This is a genomic window from Enterobacter sp. BWH52, assembly GCF_001037565.1.
In the GTDB taxonomy this organism is placed as follows: Bacteria; Pseudomonadota; Gammaproteobacteria; order Enterobacterales; family Enterobacteriaceae; genus Enterobacter; species Enterobacter hormaechei_C.
The window spans coordinates 3,295,298-3,315,658 of the sequence record NZ_KQ089854.1; the positions used below are offsets into that span (position 1 = coordinate 3,295,298).

The 20,361-nt window shown below is 55.9% G+C and carries 18 protein-coding genes; 3 read left to right on the plus strand and 15 right to left on the minus strand.

What is annotated here, in order from left to right:
• Positions 1–51: 51 nt before the first annotated feature.
• Entirely contained in the window at positions 52–1,518 is a 1,467-nt protein-coding gene (gene guaB, locus SK47_RS15560; protein ID WP_003860601.1) for an IMP dehydrogenase, read from the minus strand.
• Between the two features lie 159 nt (positions 1,519–1,677).
• Here guaB and xseA point away from each other — a divergent pair, with 159 nt between their 5' ends.
• The 3 genes from xseA to SK47_RS15575 are packed head-to-tail and all read left to right on the plus strand — an operon-like array spanning position 1,678 to position 4,479.
• On the plus strand, positions 1,678–3,051 hold the full coding sequence (gene xseA / locus SK47_RS15565; RefSeq protein WP_048244633.1) for an exodeoxyribonuclease VII large subunit: 1,374 nt from the start codon (positions 1,678–1,680) through the stop codon (positions 3,049–3,051).
• Between the two features lie 58 nt (positions 3,052–3,109).
• Positions 3,110–4,129 (plus strand): M4 family metallopeptidase, encoded by a 1,020-nt coding sequence (locus SK47_RS15570; protein ID WP_048244635.1) that lies wholly within the window; start codon positions 3,110–3,112, stop codon positions 4,127–4,129.
• Entirely contained in the window at positions 4,129–4,479 is a 351-nt protein-coding gene (locus tag SK47_RS15575; protein ID WP_003860606.1) for a protealysin inhibitor emfourin, read from the plus strand. The genes SK47_RS15570 and SK47_RS15575 overlap by 1 nt, the downstream gene beginning before the upstream one ends.
• On the opposite strand, the gene SK47_RS15580 is transcribed toward SK47_RS15575, so the two are convergent.
• The 14 genes from SK47_RS15580 to SK47_RS15645 form a co-directional block, all read right to left on the minus strand.
• Entirely contained in the window at positions 4,476–4,697 is a 222-nt protein-coding gene (locus SK47_RS15580; protein ID WP_003860607.1) for a zinc ribbon domain-containing protein, read from the minus strand. The genes SK47_RS15575 and SK47_RS15580 overlap by 4 nt on opposite strands.
• A gap of 58 nt (positions 4,698–4,755) precedes the next feature.
• Positions 4,756–6,297, minus strand: a complete 1,542-nt coding sequence (locus SK47_RS15585) for a peptide MFS transporter (RefSeq protein ID WP_023314644.1) — start codon at positions 6,295–6,297, stop codon at positions 4,756–4,758.
• 300 nt (positions 6,298–6,597) lie between these two features.
• Positions 6,598–8,070, minus strand: coding sequence for a ribosome biogenesis GTPase Der (gene der / locus SK47_RS15590; protein ID WP_003860611.1), 1,473 nt, complete (start codon positions 8,068–8,070; stop codon positions 6,598–6,600).
• A gap of 112 nt (positions 8,071–8,182) precedes the next feature.
• Positions 8,183–9,361: an outer membrane protein assembly factor BamB gene (gene bamB, locus SK47_RS15595; RefSeq protein ID WP_003860612.1), complete on the minus strand. Its 1,179-nt coding sequence runs from the start codon at positions 9,359–9,361 to the stop codon at positions 8,183–8,185.
• A 10-nt stretch (positions 9,362–9,371) separates the two neighbouring features.
• Entirely contained in the window at positions 9,372–9,992 is a 621-nt protein-coding gene (locus SK47_RS15600; protein WP_032659748.1) for a YfgM family protein, read from the minus strand.
• Positions 9,993–10,005: 13 nt separating this feature from the next.
• A complete protein-coding gene (hisS, locus tag SK47_RS15605) occupies positions 10,006–11,280 on the minus strand; it encodes a histidine--tRNA ligase (RefSeq protein WP_022649001.1) in 1,275 nt (424 codons plus the stop codon).
• Positions 11,281–11,361: 81 nt separating this feature from the next.
• On the minus strand, positions 11,362–12,480 hold the full coding sequence (gene ispG, locus SK47_RS15610; protein ID WP_003860619.1) for a flavodoxin-dependent (E)-4-hydroxy-3-methylbut-2-enyl-diphosphate synthase: 1,119 nt from the start codon (positions 12,478–12,480) through the stop codon (positions 11,362–11,364).
• A 26-nt stretch (positions 12,481–12,506) separates the two neighbouring features.
• Positions 12,507–13,514, minus strand: a complete 1,008-nt coding sequence (rodZ, locus tag SK47_RS15615) for a cytoskeleton protein RodZ (protein ID WP_023325062.1) — start codon at positions 13,512–13,514, stop codon at positions 12,507–12,509.
• A 291-nt stretch (positions 13,515–13,805) separates the two neighbouring features.
• Positions 13,806–14,972, minus strand: a complete 1,167-nt coding sequence (locus SK47_RS15620; protein ID WP_003860623.1) for a dual-specificity RNA methyltransferase RlmN — start codon at positions 14,970–14,972, stop codon at positions 13,806–13,808.
• 147 nt (positions 14,973–15,119) lie between these two features.
• A complete protein-coding gene (gene ndk / locus SK47_RS15625) occupies positions 15,120–15,551 on the minus strand; it encodes a nucleoside-diphosphate kinase (protein WP_003860625.1) in 432 nt (143 codons plus the stop codon).
• A 124-nt stretch (positions 15,552–15,675) separates the two neighbouring features.
• On the minus strand, positions 15,676–16,551 hold the full coding sequence (locus SK47_RS15630) for a 4Fe-4S binding protein (RefSeq protein ID WP_048244637.1): 876 nt from the start codon (positions 16,549–16,551) through the stop codon (positions 15,676–15,678).
• A complete protein-coding gene (locus tag SK47_RS15635) occupies positions 16,551–17,330 on the minus strand; it encodes a dimethyl sulfoxide reductase anchor subunit family protein (RefSeq protein WP_048244639.1) in 780 nt (259 codons plus the stop codon). Before SK47_RS15635 ends, SK47_RS15630 begins: the two co-directional genes overlap by 1 nt.
• On the minus strand, positions 17,323–17,952 hold the full coding sequence (locus SK47_RS15640) for a DMSO/selenate family reductase complex B subunit (protein WP_023314649.1): 630 nt from the start codon (positions 17,950–17,952) through the stop codon (positions 17,323–17,325). The genes SK47_RS15635 and SK47_RS15640 overlap by 8 nt, the downstream gene beginning before the upstream one ends.
• Positions 17,949–20,327, minus strand: a complete 2,379-nt coding sequence (locus tag SK47_RS15645) for a DMSO/selenate family reductase complex A subunit (RefSeq protein WP_032659760.1) — start codon at positions 20,325–20,327, stop codon at positions 17,949–17,951. The genes SK47_RS15640 and SK47_RS15645 overlap by 4 nt, the downstream gene beginning before the upstream one ends.
• Positions 20,328–20,361 lie beyond the last annotated feature (34 nt).

Sequence of the window (20,361 nt, forward strand, 5' to 3'; positions counted from 1 at the left end):
GCAAGTGAAACAAAACAAAGCGCCCGGCATTGAGCCGGGCGCGGAAATTTATCAGGAGCCCAGACGGTAGTTCGGGGACTCTTTGGTGATCGTCACGTCGTGAACGTGGCTCTCCTGGATACCCGCACCGCTGATGCGTACGAATTCCGCTTTGGTACGCAGCAGGTCAATGGTACCACAGCCGGTCAGACCCATACAGGAGCGCAGGCCGCCCATCTGCTGGTGAATGATCTCTTTCAGGCGGCCTTTATACGCCACGCGACCTTCGATACCTTCCGGTACCAGTTTGTCAGCAGCGTTATCGGTCTGGAAGTAACGGTCGGAGGAACCTTTGGACATCGCGCCCAGGGAGCCCATACCGCGGTAGGATTTATAAGAACGCCCCTGGTAGAGTTCGATTTCACCCGGAGATTCTTCGGTACCGGCCAGCATGGAGCCCACCATCACGGCTGCGGCGCCTGCGGCGATCGCTTTGGCGATGTCACCAGAGAAGCGGATACCGCCGTCCGCGATAACCGGAATACCGGTGCCTTCCAGCGCTTCAACCGCGTCAGAAACCGCCGTGATCTGCGGCACGCCTACGCCAGTGACGATACGGGTGGTACAGATAGAGCCAGGGCCGATACCCACTTTCACCGCGCTGCAACCCGCTTCCGCCAGCGCGCGAGCGCCTGCGCCTGTTGCCACGTTACCGCCGATAATCTGGAGATCCGGGTATTTAGCACGGGTTTCACGAATACGTTGCAGAACGCCTTCGGAGTGGCCGTGGGAGGAGTCAATCAGCAGCACGTCAACGCCCGCGGCAACCAGCGCGTCAACGCGCTCTTCGTTACCTGCGCCCGCGCCAACCGCAGCGCCGACGCGCAGACGGCCATGCTCGTCTTTACAGGCGTTCGGTTTACGTTCTGCTTTCTGGAAATCTTTAACGGTGATCATGCCGCGCAGGTGGAAGTTCGCGTCCACAACCAGCGCTTTCTCAACGCGTTTTTCGTGCATTTTCGCCAGCACCACGTCGCGGGTTTCGCCTTCACGCACGGTCACCAGACGCTCTTTTGGCGTCATGTAGACGCTTACAGGCTGGTTCAGGTCAGTCACGAAACGCACGTCACGACCGGTAATGATGCCGACCAGTTCGTTGTCTTCAGTGACTACCGGGTAGCCTGCAAAGCCGTTACGCTCGGTCAGGGCTTTCACTTCGTGCAGCGTGGTGGTTGGCAGAACGGTCTGAGGATCGGACACGATACCGGATTCATGCTTCTTCACGCGGCGAACTTCTTCCGCCTGACGCTCGATAGACATGTTTTTGTGGATAAAGCCAATGCCGCCTTCCTGTGCCAGGGCGATAGCCAGACGCGCTTCAGTCACGGTGTCCATTGCTGCGGAGAGCATAGGAATGTTCAGACGAATGGTTTTCGTCAACTGCGTGCTGAGGTCGGCAGTATTCGGCAGAACGGTGGAGTGAGCGGGAACGAGGAGGACGTCGTCAAACGTCAGTGCTTCTTTAGCAATACGTAGCATGGGCAATATCTCTGACCTGGGTGGTTAAATATTGCCGTGGCATTATACAGAGCGTAACCGATTGCATCCACACTTTTTTGAAAAAAATGCTTGCGCTCACCTCTCAGCAGGTTACTATCGACTGAATAACTTGCTGATTTAGAATTTGATCCCGCTCACATGTTATCCTCTCAATCCCCCTCAATCTATACTGTCAGCCGCCTTAATCAGACGGTGCGTTTGCTGCTTGAGCAGGAAATGGGACAGGTCTGGATCAGCGGTGAAATCTCTAACTTCACGCAGCCTGCTTCCGGCCACTGGTACTTTACGCTGAAAGACGACACCGCTCAGGTGCGCTGCGCGATGTTCCGCAACAGCAACCGTCGCGTGACGTTCCGTCCTCAGCATGGCCAGCAGGTTCTGGTTCGCGCCAACATTACCCTGTATGAGCCGCGCGGCGATTATCAGATTATCGTCGAGAGCATGCAGCCCGCCGGTGAAGGCTTGCTGCAACAGAAGTACGAGCAGCTAAAAGCCATGCTTTCGGCTGAGGGATTGTTCGACCAGCAGTTTAAAAAACCCCTTCCCTCACCAGCCCACTGCGTTGGGGTTATCACGTCGAAAACCGGTGCGGCCCTGCACGATATTTTGCACGTCCTTAAGCGCCGTGACCCTTCCCTGCCCGTCATTATCTACCCGACTGCCGTTCAGGGTGACGATGCGCCGGGGCAGATCGTGCGCGCCATTGAGCTGGCGAATGCGCGTCAGGAGTGTGATGTCCTGATCGTCGGGCGCGGCGGCGGCTCGCTGGAAGACCTGTGGAGCTTTAACGACGAGCGCGTGGCGCGGGCAATCTTTGCCAGCCTTATCCCGGTGGTGAGCGCCGTCGGTCACGAAACGGATGTGACGATTGCCGATTTTGTCGCGGATTTACGCGCGCCCACGCCGTCCGCGGCGGCAGAGGTAGTCAGCCGTAACCAGCAGGAGCTGCTGCGTCAGATCCAGAACGGGCAGCAGCGCCTGGAGATGGCGATGGACTACTTCCTCGCCAACCGTACCCGCCGCTTTACCCAGCTTCACCATCGTCTGCAACAGCAGCATCCGCAATTGCGTCTGGCGCGTCAGCAAACCGTGCTGGAACGTCTGCGTCAGCGGATGAACTTCGCGCTGGATAACCAGCTTAAGCGGGCGGTATCGCGCCAGCAGCGCATGACGCAGCGTCTGAACCAGCAGAATCCACAGCCGAAGGTTTATCGCGCACAAACGCGTATCCAGCAGCTTGAGTATCGCCTCGCGGAAAATATCCGCTCACGCCTGAGCGCCACCCGCGAGCGTTTTGGCAATGCGGTCACCCATCTGGAAGCCGTCAGCCCGCTCTCCACGCTGGCCCGCGGCTATAGTGTGACCACCGCGACGGACGGCAAAGTGCTGAAGCAGACGAAACAGGTCAAAACCGGGGATGTACTCACCACCCGGCTTTCTGACGGCTGGGTCGAGAGTGAGGTGAAAGAGATCAAACCGGTGAAAAAAACGCGCCAGCGTAAAAGCGGATAAATCTTCGCCGGTTACAAACTATACTGCTGCTATTGCCTTTTTTAATAAGGAGAGCAGCATGCCCCATCTTCATAGCGTCATCCCTCCGTATATTCTTCGTCGTATTATCGAAAGCGGTTCAGAGCCCCAGCAGCGCTGCGCCCGTCAGACATTAACCCATGTGCAAACCCTGATGGCGCATATGCCGGGCAAACCCGCCGCGCCGCATGTGAATAAAGCCGGTCAGCTTGAGCGTGACATCTACGATGCGAAACAGACCCAGGAGCTGCCGGGTAGCCAGGTGCGCTATGAAGGCCAGCCCTCCAACGGCGATGTGGCGGTGGATGAAGCGTACGATTATCTGGGGATCACCCATGATTTCTTCTGGAAGGAGTATCAGCGGGATTCGCTCGATAATAAGGGGCTGATCCTGACCGGTACCGTGCATTACGGCCGTGAGTATCAAAACGCCTTCTGGAACGGCCAGCAGATGGTCTTTGGCGATGGCGACGGGGAAATCTTCAACCGCTTCACCATTGCCATCGACGTGGTGGCGCATGAGCTGAGCCACGGTGTGACGGAGACCGAAGCCGGGCTCATTTACTTTGAACAATCTGGCGCGCTGAACGAGTCGTTATCCGACGTGTTTGGTTCGCTGGTGAAGCAATACTATCTTAAGCAAACCGCCGACCAGGCAGACTGGCTGATTGGCGAAGGGCTGCTGGCAGCGGGGATTAACGGCAAAGGGCTGCGCTCAATGTCTGAACCCGGCACCGCCTACGACGATCCCCTCCTTGGCAAAGACCCGCAGCCCGCGCACATGAAAGATTTTATCAAAACGCGCGAGGATAACGGCGGCGTACACCTTAACTCTGGCATCCCCAACCGGGCGTTTTACCTGGCCGCAACAGCAATCGGTGGCTACGCCTGGGAAAAAGTGGGTTATGCCTGGTACGACACGGTTTGCGATCGCAACCTGGCGCAGGATGCGGATTTTGACGCTTTCGCAAAACTGACGATCGCCCACGGCGAGAAGCGTTCGGGGGGTGACGTTGGGGCGGCCATTAAACAAGCCTGGGAACAGGTGGGAGTACTGTAATGCAGGTACCGGAACTGACGGATGACGCCGTGGTTGAGCTGGCCCGGGAAGGCGGCGTCGCCTTTATTCCTAAGCTGAGCGGTCAGCGCACGATCGCCCTCTCCACGCTCAACGAGGCGCAGCGTCAGCGCGTGGTGAATATTCTGGAACAGGCTATCCCGCGCGGACAGCCACCGGGCCAGGCGTCGTCTCCGGGCAGCGGCGATCAGCGCTATTTTCGCATTCAGATAATCTGGACCCGGCACAATCAGGCGCAGTATACCGATATTATTGTGCTGGTTCCGGAGCAGGAAGCGCCGGAATCGCTGATCGAGCTATGGCAAAAAGGAGAAGGCTGCGTGTGCGATTAAGCCCCAGCCCTGACGAACTCGACGCGTTTTTTTGAGATCAGCCCGTGGCCGTTCTGACAGAAGTAATCCACCGCGCCGCAGGCCTTGAGTACCTGAAGCGGCTGATGGCAGTCAGGGCAGCGCGCTTCGAGGGGAATATCTTTATTGCAGCTGTCGCAGTGCGCGATACCGTTTTGCGGCTCGAGCGCTGCGTGGCAATCCGGACAGGTAATCGACATGCTCTCTCCTGTTGAGTTGGGCCGGGACAGGACAACTGCCCCGGCAGACTGAATAGTATCAGGCTTCGGTAGCCGGTTTAGTTTGCGCATTTTCCAGCATGCGACGTACCGGAACAATGAGGACGAACAGCACCGCAGCACAAATCAGCAGCGCGATGGAGCAACGGGCAAAGAGGTCTGGCAGCATATCCAGCTGGTCGGCCTTCACGTGACCGCCAATCAGCCCCGCAGCCAGGTTACCCAGCGCACTGGCGCAGAACCACAGGCCCATCATCTGGCCGCGCATTCTTTCCGGCGCCAGCAGGGTCATGGTCGCCAGACCAATCGGACTCAGGCACAGTTCCCCGAGCGTCAGCATCAGGATACTGCCCACCAGCCAGAACGGAGAAACCCCAGCCCCACCATTGCTCAGTACGTTCTGCGCCGCCAGCATCATCAGGCCAAAGCCCGCCGCTGCACACAGAATACCGATCACGAACTTGGTGATGCTGCTCGGACGAATGTTTTTGCTCGCCAGCTTCGGCCATGCCCAGCTAAATACCGGGGCCAGCAGAATGATGAACAGGGCATTAATCGACTGGAACCACACCGCCGGGATTTCAAAATCACCGATCATGCGGTTAGTGTAGTCGTTGGCGAACAGGTTGAAGGAGGTTGGCTTCTGCTCGAACGCGGACCAGAAGAACGCGGCGGAGACCAGCAGAATAAAGCACACCAGCAGCCTTGCGCGCTCTTTGCGATTCAGCCCGGCGAAGATGAACAGATAGATGAAGTAGAGCGCGACGGAGGCGGCAATAACATACACCAGCACGCTGGCGACCGCGACCGGATTAATCACAATCACGCCCTGGGCAATCAACGTAACGATGATTGCAACACCCACAGCCAGCGCCAGCAGCCAGGCGCCCACGCCGTTACGTTTCACTACCGGACTGTTCCAGGTGGAGTCCAGACCGACTTCGCTGTCGTAACGCTTCATGGCCGGAACGGCAAACACGCGGAAGATAATCAGGGCGACCAGCATCCCAATACCACCGATACCAAAGCCCCAGTGCCAGCCGTGGGTTTTAATCAGCCAGCCGGAAATCAGAGGGGCAATGAACGAGCCCATGTTGATGCCCATATAGAACAGCGAGAAACCGCCGTCACGACGCGCATCGCCCTTTTTGTACAGTGTCCCCACCATGACCGAGATACAGGTCTTGAACAGGCCGGAGCCGAGCACGATAAACATCAGGCCGATGAAGAACAGGTTGTCGCCCATGATGGCCGACAGGGCAATCGACAGGTGCCCAAGCGCAATCAAAATCGAACCGTACCAGACGGCCCGCTGCTGGCCGAGCCAGTTATCCGCCAGCCAGCCGCCCGGCAGCGCGGCGAGGTACATGGTGCCGGCAAAAATACCGACAATCGCCGAGGCGTTTTCACGCGCCAGGCCCATTCCGCCGTCATACACGGTGGCGGCCATAAACAGGATCAGTAGCGGGCGAATACCGTAAAACGAGAAACGCTCCCACATCTCGGTGAAGAACAGCGAACCGAGCGGATAAGGATGGCCGAAGAAGGTTCGGCTCTCTTTTTGATTAACAGAGGATTGCATAATTCTCCCGAAAAGGTATGTGTCGTGCTTGTAAACACCAGCATGTACGCCGAACGGTTACGTATCCGATCGATTTTTTACATGCGGCGAAATGTTGGTTAACCATTTGATAACCAGGCGCTAGTTTTGTCTAGTACCGAACCCTGGACTTTAAGACGAAAATTCGACGATTGTCTACTTTCTTAGATATAAACATGGTTCAAAGCGAATAGTGATTGACATCACACAGGGAAGGCGGGCCTTTTGAATGAGCGAAAAAAAACCCGCGACAGGCGCGGATTTTAGTGAGATCGGTAAGGATTATTTGCTTTTCTTAATGTGCTTAATCAAACGCTTACGCTTACGCATCTGGTTCGGCGTCAGGGTGTTGCGTTTATTCGCAAAGGGGTTTTCCCCTTCCTTGAACTGAATACGGATAGGCGTACCCATCACGTCCAGCGACTTGCGGAAGTAGTTCATCAGGTAGCGTTTGTAGGAGTCCGGCAGATCCTTCACCTGGTTACCGTGGATCACCACGATAGGCGGGTTATATCCCCCGGCGTGAGCATATTTCAGCTTCACGCGACGACCGCGCACCAGCGGCGGCTGGTGGTCTTCAGCAGCCATGTTCATGATACGGGTCAGCATCGCCGTGCTCTGACGGCGGGTAGAGCTGTCATAGGCTTCACGAACGGATTCGAACAGGTTGCCGACACCACTCCCGTGCAGGGCAGAGATGAAGTGAACGCGGGCAAAGTCGATAAAGCCCAGACGGAAGTCCAGCGTCTCTTTCACCTGCTCGCGCACTTCATTGCTCAGGCCGTCCCACTTGTTGACGACGATAACCAGTGAGCGCCCACTATTGAGGATAAAGCCGAGCAGAGAGAGATCCTGATCGGAGATACCTTCACGTGCGTCAATAACCAGCAGCACCACGTTGGCGTCTTCAATCGCCTGAAGGGTCTTGATCACCGAGAATTTTTCCACCACATCGGTGATTTTCCCGCGCTTACGCACCCCTGCGGTGTCGATAAGTACGTACTCACGTTCATCGCGCTGCATTGGAATGTAAATGCTGTCACGCGTTGTGCCTGGCATGTCGTAAACCACTACGCGCTCTTCACCGAGAATACGGTTAGTAAGCGTAGACTTACCTACATTTGGGCGGCCCACGATAGCCAGCTTGATAGGCAGATCCTGCGGGTTGAAGTCGTCTTCCGGCTCTTCCTCTCCTTCTTCTCCGGCTTCAAACTGCGCCCAGTATTCAGCGTCCTCGTCCACCTCTTCCGGTGGGTTTACTTCATCAACCCACGGCAGCAGAACGGTTTCCAGCAGGCTGGTGACGCCACGGCCATGCGAGGCCGCGATAGGATAGATATCGCCCAGGCCTAAAGACCAGAAATCCGCAATGGCCTGATCGGCATCGATGCCGTCAGTTTTGTTCGCCACCAGGAAGGTTGGCTTTTCGCGTGAACGCAGATGTTTAGCGATAGCAGAATCCGCGGGCATCAGGCCAGCGCGAGCATCCACCATAAACAGAACCACATCTGCTTCTTCGATAGCCAGCAGAGATTGCTCTGCCATGCGGGTTTCTACGCCGTCTTCCGTACCGTCAATACCCCCGGTATCGATACAGATGAACTCGCGTCCTTCCACCTCTGCACGACCGTACTTACGGTCACGCGTCAGCCCCGGGAAATCCGCAACCAGCGCATCACGGGTGCGTGTTAAACGGTTAAAAAGAGTGGATTTTCCAACGTTAGGGCGCCCGACAAGCGCGACCACAGGTACCATGTTTGAAGCCTCATAAAATTCAAAATAACGTCGCTTTCGCAGCGTTTTTAAAAATGTCAAAACGGCTCCTGAGTGAACAGGAGCCGTTTAGTATACTACAACCGCCGTGTAATTAACGCGTGATCGCGTACAGCGTGCCGTCTTTTGCCTGAATCAGCAGTTTGCCGTCAGCCACAACGGGCTCCGTCAGGAAGCCTGAGCTATCCACTTTCTGCTGTGCCACGAAGCGGCCATTCTCTGGATCAATCCAGTGCATATAGCCTTCGCTGTCGCCCACCACCAGGCTGCCGTTATACAGTGCCGGTGCGGTCAGCAGACGGTGCAGCAGATCGCTTTGCGTCCACAGCGTTACGCCACCTTCGGTGCTCAGCGCCAGCAGGCGGTCGTTCTGATCCACCATATAAATACGGTTGCCGTCGACGATGAAATCGTTCACGGAACCCAGCTCACGTTTCCACATGATCTGGCCGCTACGCAGGTCCAGCGCCGTCAGGTTGCCGTTATACGCCAGCGCGTAAACCACACCGTCGACGATAACTGGCGTGGTGTCCACGTCACTCAGACGGTCGATTTCAGTTGAACCGGTCGCCTGGGAAATACGCTGCTGCCAGATCATCTGGCCCTGCTGCATCAGTACCGCGCTGACTCGGCCGTTGTCACCGCCCACAATGGCGGCACCAAATGCGGTCGCCGGAGCAGATTCACCACGCAGAGACAGCGCTGGCATATCCAGGTTAACCGTCCATTTTACCAGACCATCGGCTTCGTTCAGCGCCTGCAACTGGCCGTTGCTGGTATGGATCAGCACCAGGCCGTCGCTAACAACCGGACGCGACAAGGATTCACCGGCAACGGTGGTCTGCCATGCAACCGAACCGTCGCTGGCATTCAGCGCGTAAACCTGCGCTTTTTCGCTGCCCACATACACGTGACCGCCAGTAACGGTCAGGCCGCCAGAAAGCAGTGCAGGTTTACGGGAGAACCAGCCGTCTTTTTCCGCCAGGTTAATGGACCACACTTCTTTTCCGTCATCAGCGTTCAGCGCTTTAACGGTGCCTTTGCGATCGGCCGCATAGACAACGCCGTCAGCAAATGCCGGGTGCAGGTTGGAATAAAAATCGCCAATACCATCGCCTACGGAAGTGTCCCAGGCGGTAGATGGGGTGAACTGGTTTTCAACCGTCGGCAGCGGGGACATTTTAACAACGTCTTCTTCGCCACTGAACAGTGAACAACCACTCAATAACGTAACAGAAAGCAGTCCTGGCAGAAGTAATTTACGCAATTGCATTGGGTCCCTCTCAGACGGACAAATTATTTATTTTCATCTGCATCATTTCGCTCAGCGCAGGTGAAGCTTTACTATCCACGCCAGCTTGCCACGCTTTACGCGCGCCCGCTTTATCACCCTTACTCAGCAGTGCTTCACCGCGAAGATCGGCAACAATAGCGGCAAAGCCTTCGCCTTTGATGGTATCAAGCGTTTTGAGCGCGTCGTCGGCTTTTTTCTGCTGAACCTGGATACGCGCCAGACGCAGATTGATCACCGCTTTCAGATTATCGTCACCGGCAGCAGCAAGCCCCTGAGACAGTTGCGCAGCGGCTTTGTCCAGTTCGTTTTTATCAACATACTGCTGAGCCACTTCCAGCGCAGCCAGCGCGCCGTAGGTGTTTTTGTTGTCAGCGGCAAATTTCTCCGCAGCCGTCAGCGTTTGCGGCTGATCGGCACGGATTGCGCTAACGGTATTTTCGTAGTTCAGGGACGAACCGCGAGCAGAGTCAGCCTGATGATTGTTCCAGTAACGCCAGCCTACCAGCGCACCAACACCTAAAATAACCCCTACAACCAGTGCCTTGCCGTTTTCAGCAAAGAAGCGTTTAACCGCATCAACCTGGTCGTGTTCGTTCTCGTAAATTTCCACGCAGTCCTTCTCCTTAGCCCAATAGAGTGCGCAAGTGCGCCGCAACGCCATCCTGCGTTACCGTAGTTTGCTCACCAGAGCGCAGGTCTTTAACTACCACTTCGCCGTTGGCCACTTCGGACTCACCCAGCACCAGTGCGATACTTGCGCCCCACTTATCGGCACGAGCAAACTGTTTTTTAAAGTTGCCGCCGCCGTGGTTGGTCATCAGCTTAACGTCCGGCAGCGCATCGCGCACGCGTTCGGCAAGCTGCATTGCCGCAGACTGCGTATCCGCACCTGAGGCCACCAGGTATATATCGACAACAGGATCGGCTTTAAATTCCGGATTAACTGCCTGAACCAGCAAAACAAGTCGCTCAAGGCCCATCGCGAAGCCTACTGCCGGTGCTGCGCGACCACCCAGTTGCTCGACCAGACCGTCATAACGACCGCCAGCACAGACGGTGCCCTGCGAACCGAGGCTGGTGGTGACCCACTCAAATACGGTGCGGTTGTAGTAGTCCAGACCGCGCACCAGACGCTGGTTAACGGTATAAGCAATGCCCGCCGCTTCAAGCAGCTTGCACAGGCCGGCAAAGTGTTCGCGAGAATCTTCATCCAGGTAGTCACCCAGCGCTGGCGCATCGTTCAGCAGCGCCTGTACGTCAGGATTTTTGGAATCGAGTACGCGCAGCGGGTTGCTGTACATACGACGCTTACAGTCTTCGTCGAGCTTCTCTTTGTGCTGTTCCAGGAACGCCACCAGCGCATCGCGATAGTTCGCACGCGCTTCCAGAGAACCGATAGAGTTCAGCTCCAGGGAAACGTGCTCAGAAATACCGAGCGCACGCCACCAGCGGGCAGTCAGCATAATCAGTTCGGCATCGATATCTGGTCCTTGCAGACCAAACACTTCCACGCCAAGCTGGTTGAACTGACGGTAGCGGCCTTTTTGCGGACGTTCGTGGCGGAACATCGGGCCGATATACCACAGGCGCTGCTCCTGATTGTACAGGAGACCATGTTCGATGCCGGCGCGTACGCAACCCGCCGTCCCCTCAGGACGCAGGGTCAGGCTGTCGCCGTTGCGGTCCTCAAAGGTATACATCTCTTTTTCAACCACGTCGGTTACTTCGCCGATCGCGCGTTTGAATAACGGGGTCTGCTCTACAATCGGCAAACGAATTTCGCTGTAACCGTAGCTGCCGAGCACCTGCTTCAGTGTGCCTTCAATGCGCTGCCAGATGGCGGTTTCGCCAGGCAGATAATCGTTCATGCCGCGGATGGCTTGAATGTTTTTTGCCACGTTTATTCTCTTTCTATATACAAAAAAGAACCCAAAGAATGGGTTCAATCATACATGGGAAGCAGCCTGCTTCCCATCACGTTATTTTTCAACCTGCTGAACGCTGATGCGCTGCGCTTCGTCCATCATCGTCGCTTTTGCACGAATGCGGGCTTCGAGCTGGTCGATCATGTCACTATTATCCAGACGATCTTTACGAACGCCATCCTCATAGAGACCACTTTTCTTGTTACCGCCGGTCACGCCCAGCGTGGACACCAGCGCTTCACCCGGACCGTTCACCACGCAGCCGATGATGGAAACGTCCATCGGGGTGATGATGTCTTCCAGGCGCTGCTCCAGAGCATTCACGGTGCCGATCACGTCAAACTCCTGACGTGAACAGGTTGGGCAGGCGATGAAGTTGATCCCACGCGCGCGGATACGCAGTGATTTCAGGATGTCGAATCCGACTTTGATCTCTTCCACCGGATCGGCGGCCAGGGAGACGCGTAACGTGTCGCCGATGCCTTCAGAGAGCAGCAGGCCGAGACCAATCGCCGATTTTACCGAACCGCTGCGCAGACCGCCCGCCTCGGTGATGCCAAGATGCAGCGGCTGATCGATCTGTTTTGCCAGCAGACGATACGATTCAACGGCCAGGAAGACGTCAGACGCTTTCACGCTCACTTTAAACTGATCGAAGTTAAGGCGATCCAGATGATCGACGTGACGCATTGCGGATTCGAGCAGCGCCTGCGGCGTCGGCTCCCCGTACTTTTCCTGGAGATCTTTTTCCAGAGAGCCAGCGTTTACGCCGATACGGATTGGAATGTTTTTGTCGCGGGCGCAGTCAACCACCATGCGAATGCGCTCTTCGTTGCCGATGTTGCCTGGGTTAATACGCAGACAATCGACACCGTATTCAGCGACTTTCAGCGCGATACGGTAATCGAAGTGAATATCGGCAACCAGCGGAACACTCACCTGCTGCTTGATCAGTTTGAACGCCTCGGCGGCGTCCATGGTAGGCACAGAGACGCGAACAATGTCCGCGCCGACGCGTTCTAATGCTTTGATTTGATTGACCGTCGCTTCTACATCCGTAGTACGCGTATTGGTCATCGACTGGACGGCGATAGGCGCCCCATCGCCGATTGGCACGTTCCCAACGTAAATCCGTTTCGATTTTCTACGTTGAATAGGAGCCTGGTTATGCATGTAAAATCTCCCGCATTGCCCGTCTGTTACTGTGCTGCTGATTGTTCGGCATTAACGGTAAGACGCGCAACCTGGTTAGTTCTGATAAAGCGGCTCAGATCGACAGGTTTTCCTTGATACTGGATCTGTACCGCTGCCGGTGCGCCGATTTTAAGCTTGTAAGGTGCCTGGCCCGTTAGATTTAACGTGCCATCTTTACGTTGCAGGCCGCTGAACAGCTTTTTACCTGTCGCGTCAGTCACTTCCAGCCAGCAATCAGCCGTAAAATTCATCACCAGCGCATTCGGGTCCACGGCAGGTGCCGCCGTGCCAGCCGGGTCAGTTGGCAGTGACGCCGCGGTGTTCTCTGCCGGTGCCGTTGCCGCAGGGGCGGTATCAACATTGGCCTGAGAAGGTGATACGACCGCGTTCTGATCCTGGGTCTGGGTGGCTGGCGCGGTATTCGCCGTCGCTTCTGGCGTCGCCGCTGGCTCGGTTGCAGGCGTGTTGCTTGCTGCCGACTGAGGTTCGCTGGAGGTCGCCCCTTCGGTGCTCAACGGCACGCTTTGCGCGCCGTTATTACCAGACTGATTAAGCTCAGCGGAGGACTGATCGGCCATGGTGGTGATCTCTTCCTGCTGCGCTTTGTGGTTTTGCCACCACCATGCGCCCGTCAGGCCGACAACCACAAACAGGACCAGCCAGGTAAAGCTCATCAGCCAGCCATCGCGTTTTTTACGACGTTTACCCAGAGAGAAGCTTTGCATCGGCGCAACTTTTGCCGCACGCACAGGCGCCTGCTTCTCCATCATCGGCAGTAATTCGTCTTCAGGGATATGAACCAGTTTGGCGTAAGAACGGATATAACCGCGCAGAAACGTTGAAGCCAGATCGGCGGGTGCCTTATCTTCTTCAATATCGCGAACGGTGGAAACCTTCAGGCACAGGCGTTCTGCAACGGCTTGCTGGCTAAGTCCGAGTTGTTCACGGGCGTTGCGAAGACGAACGCCAGTGGAGAGTGCTGCATTTTGATCGTGAGTGGCTTCAGTATTCATTCGCTACAACTACTGGTACGTGAAAATAAGGGTTCAGGTGCCGGTGAGTCACAATGCCACCCGCACCGCGAAACTTTAGGTCAGTTAACCTTGAACAAACAGTATAAGACTGTCGGGCCGCAGATGACAGCGCTGGCAGGCCTTCACGCTAAACTGTTGTTACGTCGTTACATACTGCCCGAAAGTCGTATGAAACGCACCGTAATTATTAATCAGTCGTGATGATTGTGACTGAATATTCAGTAAATTAATGCTTCACGGCGCAAAAAATGCGCCGTGTCTGCATAATAATCAAACGGTTTTAACCGCGATTGACTCACCCTGCATACGCTTACGCAGCGTACGTTTGGTACGGTCAATAACGTCACCCGCCAGCTGGCCACAGGCTGCGTCGATATCGTCGCCACGCGTTTTACGTACGATGGTGGTGAAACCATACTCCATCAGCACTTTTGAGAAGCGATCGATACGGCTGTTCGAGCTACGGCCATACGGCGCGCCCGGGAACGGGTTCCATGGGATCAGGTTGATCTTGCATGGCGTATCTTTAAGCAGTTCAGCCAGCTCATGTGCATGCTCGGTACCGTCGTTAACATGATCCAGCATCACGTATTCAATGGTCACGCGGCCCTGGTTAGCGTTGGATTTCTCCAGGTAACGGCGCACGCCAGCCAGGAAGGTTTCGATATTGTACTTTTTGTTGATCGGCACAATTTCGTCACGGATGGCGTCGTTTGGCGCGTGAAGAGAGATGGCCAGCGCAACGTCAATCATGTCACCCAGTTTGTCCAGCGCAGGCACCACGCCGGAAGTAGAGAGCGTAACGCGGCGCTTGGACAGACCAAAACCGAAATCGTCGAGCATAATTTCCATCGCCGGAACGACGTTGGTCAGGTTGAGCAGCGGTTCACCCATCCCCATCATCACCACGTTGGTGATTGGACGTGTACCGGTGACTTTCGCCGCGCCCACGATTTTCGCGGCACGCCAGACCTGGCCGATGATTTCCGACACGCGCAGGTTACGGTTAAAGCCCTGCTGCGCCGTAGAGCAGAATTTGCACTCCAGCGCACAGCCCACCTGAGAAGAGACGCACAGCGTGGCGCGATCGTCTTCCGGGATATACACGGTTTCAACGCGCTGATCGCCAACGGCAATGGCCCACTTGATGGTGCCATCTGAAGAGCGCTGCTCTTCCACCACTTCCGGTGCGCGGATTTCAGCCACTTCTTTAAGCTTATTGCGCAGCACTTTGTTGATGTCCGTCATGTCATCAAAGTTGTCGCTGCAATAGTGGTACATCCATTTCATGACCTGATCGGCACGAAACGGCTTCTCGCCCATCTCTTTAAAGAACTCGCGCATCTGCTGACGGTTCAGGTCCAGCAGGTTAATTTTTCCATTTTTATTAGGAACCGCAGGAATGGCGACTTCGGAGGTATTCACTAATTCAGACATAATTTTTTCCGGCCTCGTTGTTACACGTTGTGGCCCTTGGTGGGTTGAAAAGAAACGCCCCGGTAAGCAGTCTGCTCGTCCGGGGCGTTGCATTGTACAAAGTCTGGCGCAGGGATGCCACGTTTGCACGCGGCATTTACGAAATTATTAGCGAGTGCGCGGGCACACTTCGCCTTCAGCGAAGAAGAACGCGATTTCGCGCGCAGCAGATTCAACAGAGTCGGAACCGTGGGTGCCGTTCTCGGTGAAGCTGTCTGCGTAGTCGGCGCGCAGAGTACCTGCCAGTGCGTTGTCCGGGTTGGTTGCACCCAGCAGATCGCGGTGACGCTGTACCGCGTTTTCGCCTTCCAGTACGGATACCACGATTGGGCCAGAAGTCATGAACTCGACCAGACCGTCAAAGAATGGGCGACCTTCGTGCTCAGCGTAGAAACCGCGAGCCTGCTCAACGGTCAGGTGCAGCATTTTGGTGCCAACGATCTTAAACCCTGCTGATTCAAAGCGAGCGAAGATGCTGCCAATAACGTTTTTTGCCACCGCGTTTGGTTTGATGATGGAAAAAGTACGTTCAATAGCCATTGATAACCTCTGTAAAATGTTCTGTTGTTTTTGCATACCTGAGTATGGTGTGGCGCGGATTATAAAGAGCAATAGCGCCATTGCCTATGGTTATGCATAACATTTTTTTAAAATGAGACGAAGATTAGCAACAGCTCGTATTTCGCATACCGTGTTGATGATGAAAACAGAGCGGACACTGCTTTTCATCAGACGTAAATGACCAGAAATGACGGTGGCACGTCAGGCAAACGGCTTCATATGCCGGTATGGTCACGCTTTTCGCTGTTCCTTCTGTTTGCGTCACGTTTATCGCCGCATGCTGGCATACCGCTTCGCAGCCGCCGCACCCCGTACAGCGTCCGGTTTCCACGACCAGTTCAGCGTTCTCAAACCGAATCGCGTTTTCCGTACAACTCCGCCAGCACGCGCCGCAGAGTACGCAGGATTCGGTATCGAGAGTTATCTCTGCCTCGCTAAACGCAGAAAACGCCCTGCGCAGCTCATGCTGACCGGGCACGACGCTACAGACCCGGACATCCTCACGGGGAACGTGCATCAGCGCACGCCGGGCGGTATTAACCTCGTTGACGGGTATATGTTTAAACGCCCACGCCGCTTCACCGCGTCGACGAAGCGCCAGATTCAGCCGGGCAATCGCCAGCAACCAGTCAGGATTCTGTTCCGCGTCGATACTGATAAAACGAACGTGGTACTGCGCGTGCCACAGCAGAAGCTCATTCACCCCTGGCGCACGATCAGTAAACGGCCCAACAAGCGTATCGCCACTCAGAAAGCGTTTTCGCGGCGTGATGCCGGTGATGGCCCCAGCGGGGCAGACGAACAGGCAGTCACCGCATTCAATACAGCGGCTGTCATCAACCGAGACGCCTGAGTCGGTAAAAGAAAAAGCCTGCACAGGACAGACGTCCGCGCAGGCGAGGCAGGAAGAGTGGCGAAAACGGCGACGGACGCACGCATGCGTCACGTCCATCGCCGGGGCAAAGGTCAATCCGCCCATCAGCCAATACTGAAGAAAACAAAGCGCAGCATCAGCTCACCGACAATCAGCAACGCGCCTCCCAGCAGTATGGGAGATCGCGCCGCTTTCAGACCGCCCGCAGCAAAGCACAGCATACCCGCAACGGATACGCACCAGCTCAGCAGATGAACGGTTCGCAGTTGCTCCAGCATCTGTAGCGGTGCATGAGGGAACGTCACCACGGTGTGGTCCATAGCCGTAATATCTGCCAGCCAGACGGGCTGCATCACCAGACGCACAAGCACCAGCAGCGTGATAATGACAACCGCCGCACGCACGGTTGACTGGGAACGCGTCCCAACGGCCATGCAGGCTGAGCCGATAATCCCCACCGAACCGATAAACAGCACCAGAGTGTTAACATGCTGCCATGTCACCACGGATGCGTGCATGTAGATCTGCGCCATGCAGAACACATCCACCAGCCCGACAAGACCTGCCACAACCAGCAGTGGCTTCCAGCCAGGCTTTTTGACAAACATCAGCAGCGTTGCGAGGCCAAGTGCCGCAAGATAAAGACTGGCAAAGATAATCTCACGGCTCAGCCAGGAGCTGGATACGTGGCGCAGCGCGTTAAAAGCATTAAGCGGATAGCCCATGTGCAGCGCGGAGGCAAGCAGCCCCAGGCTCGCCAGCACAAACGCTCCGGCAGCCGGCAGCAGCGCGCTACGTTGCGTGCTTCCGAACGCCAGCCACAGCGTAACGCCAACCGATCCTTGCAGGAACAGCGTAAAAATCAGCAGCGGTAACTCATGCATGACATTTCCCCTCTTTCTCTGCGCCCTGATGCGCTTTGATCACCAGGTTTGGTTTGGTGATGGAGGAATCAGGCAAGCCTTTCACATCACAGACCGCACCATACTTCGCCCGCAGTTCATCAATCGGCCCGAATTTAATCGCTTCGAGTGGACAGGTTGCCACACAGACGGGCTGCTCTCCCTTCGCCTGGAGATCCACGCAGAAATCACATTTGGACATCTGCCCGGTCTGCTCGTTGAGCTGTGGCGCGCCGTAAGGGCAAGACCACGCGCAGTAGCCGCAGCCGACGCACTTATCAGTATCAACGCGCACAATGCCGTCTCCCGGACGCTTGTGCATCGCCGTGGTCGGACAGTTTTTAGTGCAGATTGGGTCTGCACAGTGGTTACAGGAAATAGAGAGCGTGTAGGCAAACACATTGTTGCTGACGCCGCCCTGCCCGGTTGGGATGAAATTCCCGCCATTGACTTCATAAACGCGACGGAAACGACGTCCGACCTCAAGGTTGTTTTTATCTTTGCACGCCACCTGGCATGCCTTGCAGCCCGAGCAGCGAGAAGAGTCGATATAAAAACCCAGCTGTTTGTCGCTCACCGGTGCGTAATGTTTAAACTGACTCATGCTTTAGCTACCTCCACCAGCATGGTTTGATGGGAATTCCCTTTCGCAAGCGCGGTAATACGGGCGGAACTGAGCACGTTCGCGCAGCCGCCTTTATCGATACCCTGCTCGTCCGGCTGCCACCAGGCGCCTGCCTGCATGGCCACCACGCCTGGAATGATGCGCGGCGTGACCTCCGCCGGGATCTCGCAAATGCCGCGCGCGTTATGAATACGCACGGTATCCCCCTGCGCAATGCCGCGCTTTTGCGCATCCTGCGGGTTGATCCACAGCTTTTGCTGCTGCGCCTCAATTAACCACGGGTTGGCGTACTGGGTGGAGTTAGCGCGGTTTTTCCCTTTCCAGGTGATCAGCTGGAGCGGGAAGGTTTTCGCCAGCTCGTCTTCCGGCCCTTCATGGGCAGGCACGTAGTGCGACAGCGCCGGAATTTCCGGGTGATGCATGTCGTACAGACGCTTCGAGAAGATCTCAATTTTTCCGGACGGCGTCGGGAACGGATGATTCTGCGGATCGCGAATGTTGTCTTCAAAGGCAACGTACGGCGCGCTTTTGAAAAGATGCTGACGCTTCTTCTGTAGCGTCGCGAAGTCCGGCAGGTTTTCATCCGGCATGGACAGCCGCGTCTGCTCCCAGATGTGCTCAATCCACGCTTTTTCGTCACGGCCCTCGCTGAACGCTGGCTCGACGCCAAGCTTAGCAGCGACCTCCCGCAGCCAGTCGTAGTCTGAACGGCGTTCAAATTCAGGTTCAATGAGCTTTTCTGACAGGATCAGATAGCTTGCCGTGCCCCAGGTTTCGCCGATATTCCAGCGTTCCATAAAGCTGGTTTCCGGCAAAAGCAGGTCGGCGTATCTGGCGCTAGGCGTCATAAACAGATCGCTTGCGACGATAAACTCGATTTTCGACTCGTCTTCCAGGACACGGGTTGCCTGATGAAGATCCGGGTTCTGGTTAGCCAGATAATTGCCCGCCAGCGAGAACAGGATGCGGATATTGCTGTCCAGCTTCTCAGCATCCTTCAGGCCATCTTCCGCGGTTACCTTAGAAGCATCATCAGCAGCCTGCACCCAGTTCATGACCGAAATTTTGGCTTTGACCGGGTTGTCCGGCATCTCTGGCCCGGCCGCAAATTTGCGGTTTGCGCAGCCTCCATAGCCTGCTGCCCAGCCGCCTTTCACCCCAACGTTACCCGTCAGCGTGGCCAGTATCGTCGAGCCGCGCGCGGTGCGCTCGCCGCAGTTGTGACGCTGCGGTCCCCAGCCCTGGATCAGCGCGGCGGGTTTGGTGGTTGCGTAGTCGCGCGCCAGCTGACGAATAGTTTGTGCAGGCACGTGAGTGATTTTCTCTGCCCACTCGGGCGTTTTCGCCACGCCATCCTTTGCACCGCTCAGGTAAGCCATCAGGGATTCATTGGCCGGAACGCCTTCTGGCATGGCGTCTTCGTCAAAGCCCAGGGTGTAGCGTTGAATAAAGTCGCGATCGTGCAGATTCTCCGTGACGATCACATACATCATCGCGTCCATCAGGGCGTTGTCCGTGGCAGGAAGCAATGGGATCCACTGATCGGCAAGGGAGGAAACCGTATCGGAATAGCGTGGGTCAACAACGATAAAGCGCGTGCCGTTTTGCTTCATCTTCTGGTAGAAGTGGTTGCTGTGCCCGAAGATGGTTTCCGTCGGGTTATGCCCCCAGAGAATGACCAGTTTGGTGTCCAGCAGCGTGTCCAGAGAGCTGCCGCTGGCGGCGGTGCCATAGGTATACGGCGTTGCCGCCGCCGTGTTACCCATACTGACCGAGTGATAGCTTTCGAGATAGCCGCCGGTTAAGTTGAGCAGACGACGAACCATTTTATCGCCGGAAAAGGTCCCGCCGGACACCGCGGTGCCCACATGAACATAGCGTGACGCAGCACCGTATTTTTGCGTAATAGTTTTTAATTGATTCGCAATAAGGGTGGTGGCTTCATCCCAGGTAATACGTTCGAATTTTCCTTCGCCACGTTTACCCACGCGTTTCATTGGATATTTAAGCCGATCGGGATGATAAACAAATTTCCGATAAGCCCGACCCCGAACGCAGGCGCGCATCACTGGCATCTGCGGATCCAGCGCGTTATCCGGTCGCGTTGAAATTCGGGTCACAACGCCATCACTGACGTGAGCACGAATATCACACTTGCCGCCGCAGTCAAACGTACTACAGGTTTGCACCACTTTTTCTTCAGGCGTAGCGTCTGAAACCGCCGCGTCCTGTGCCTGTACTTTGCCGGTTTTGACGACAAACGGCAGGGCGGCGAGCGCCGACCCTGCCTGAATAAAATGACGCCGGGATATGGCGGGAATAAGCCCTTCTCCCTGATGTTTATTTTTTTTCATTGCTCGTTCCTTCAAATAAAAACGCATTCTCGTT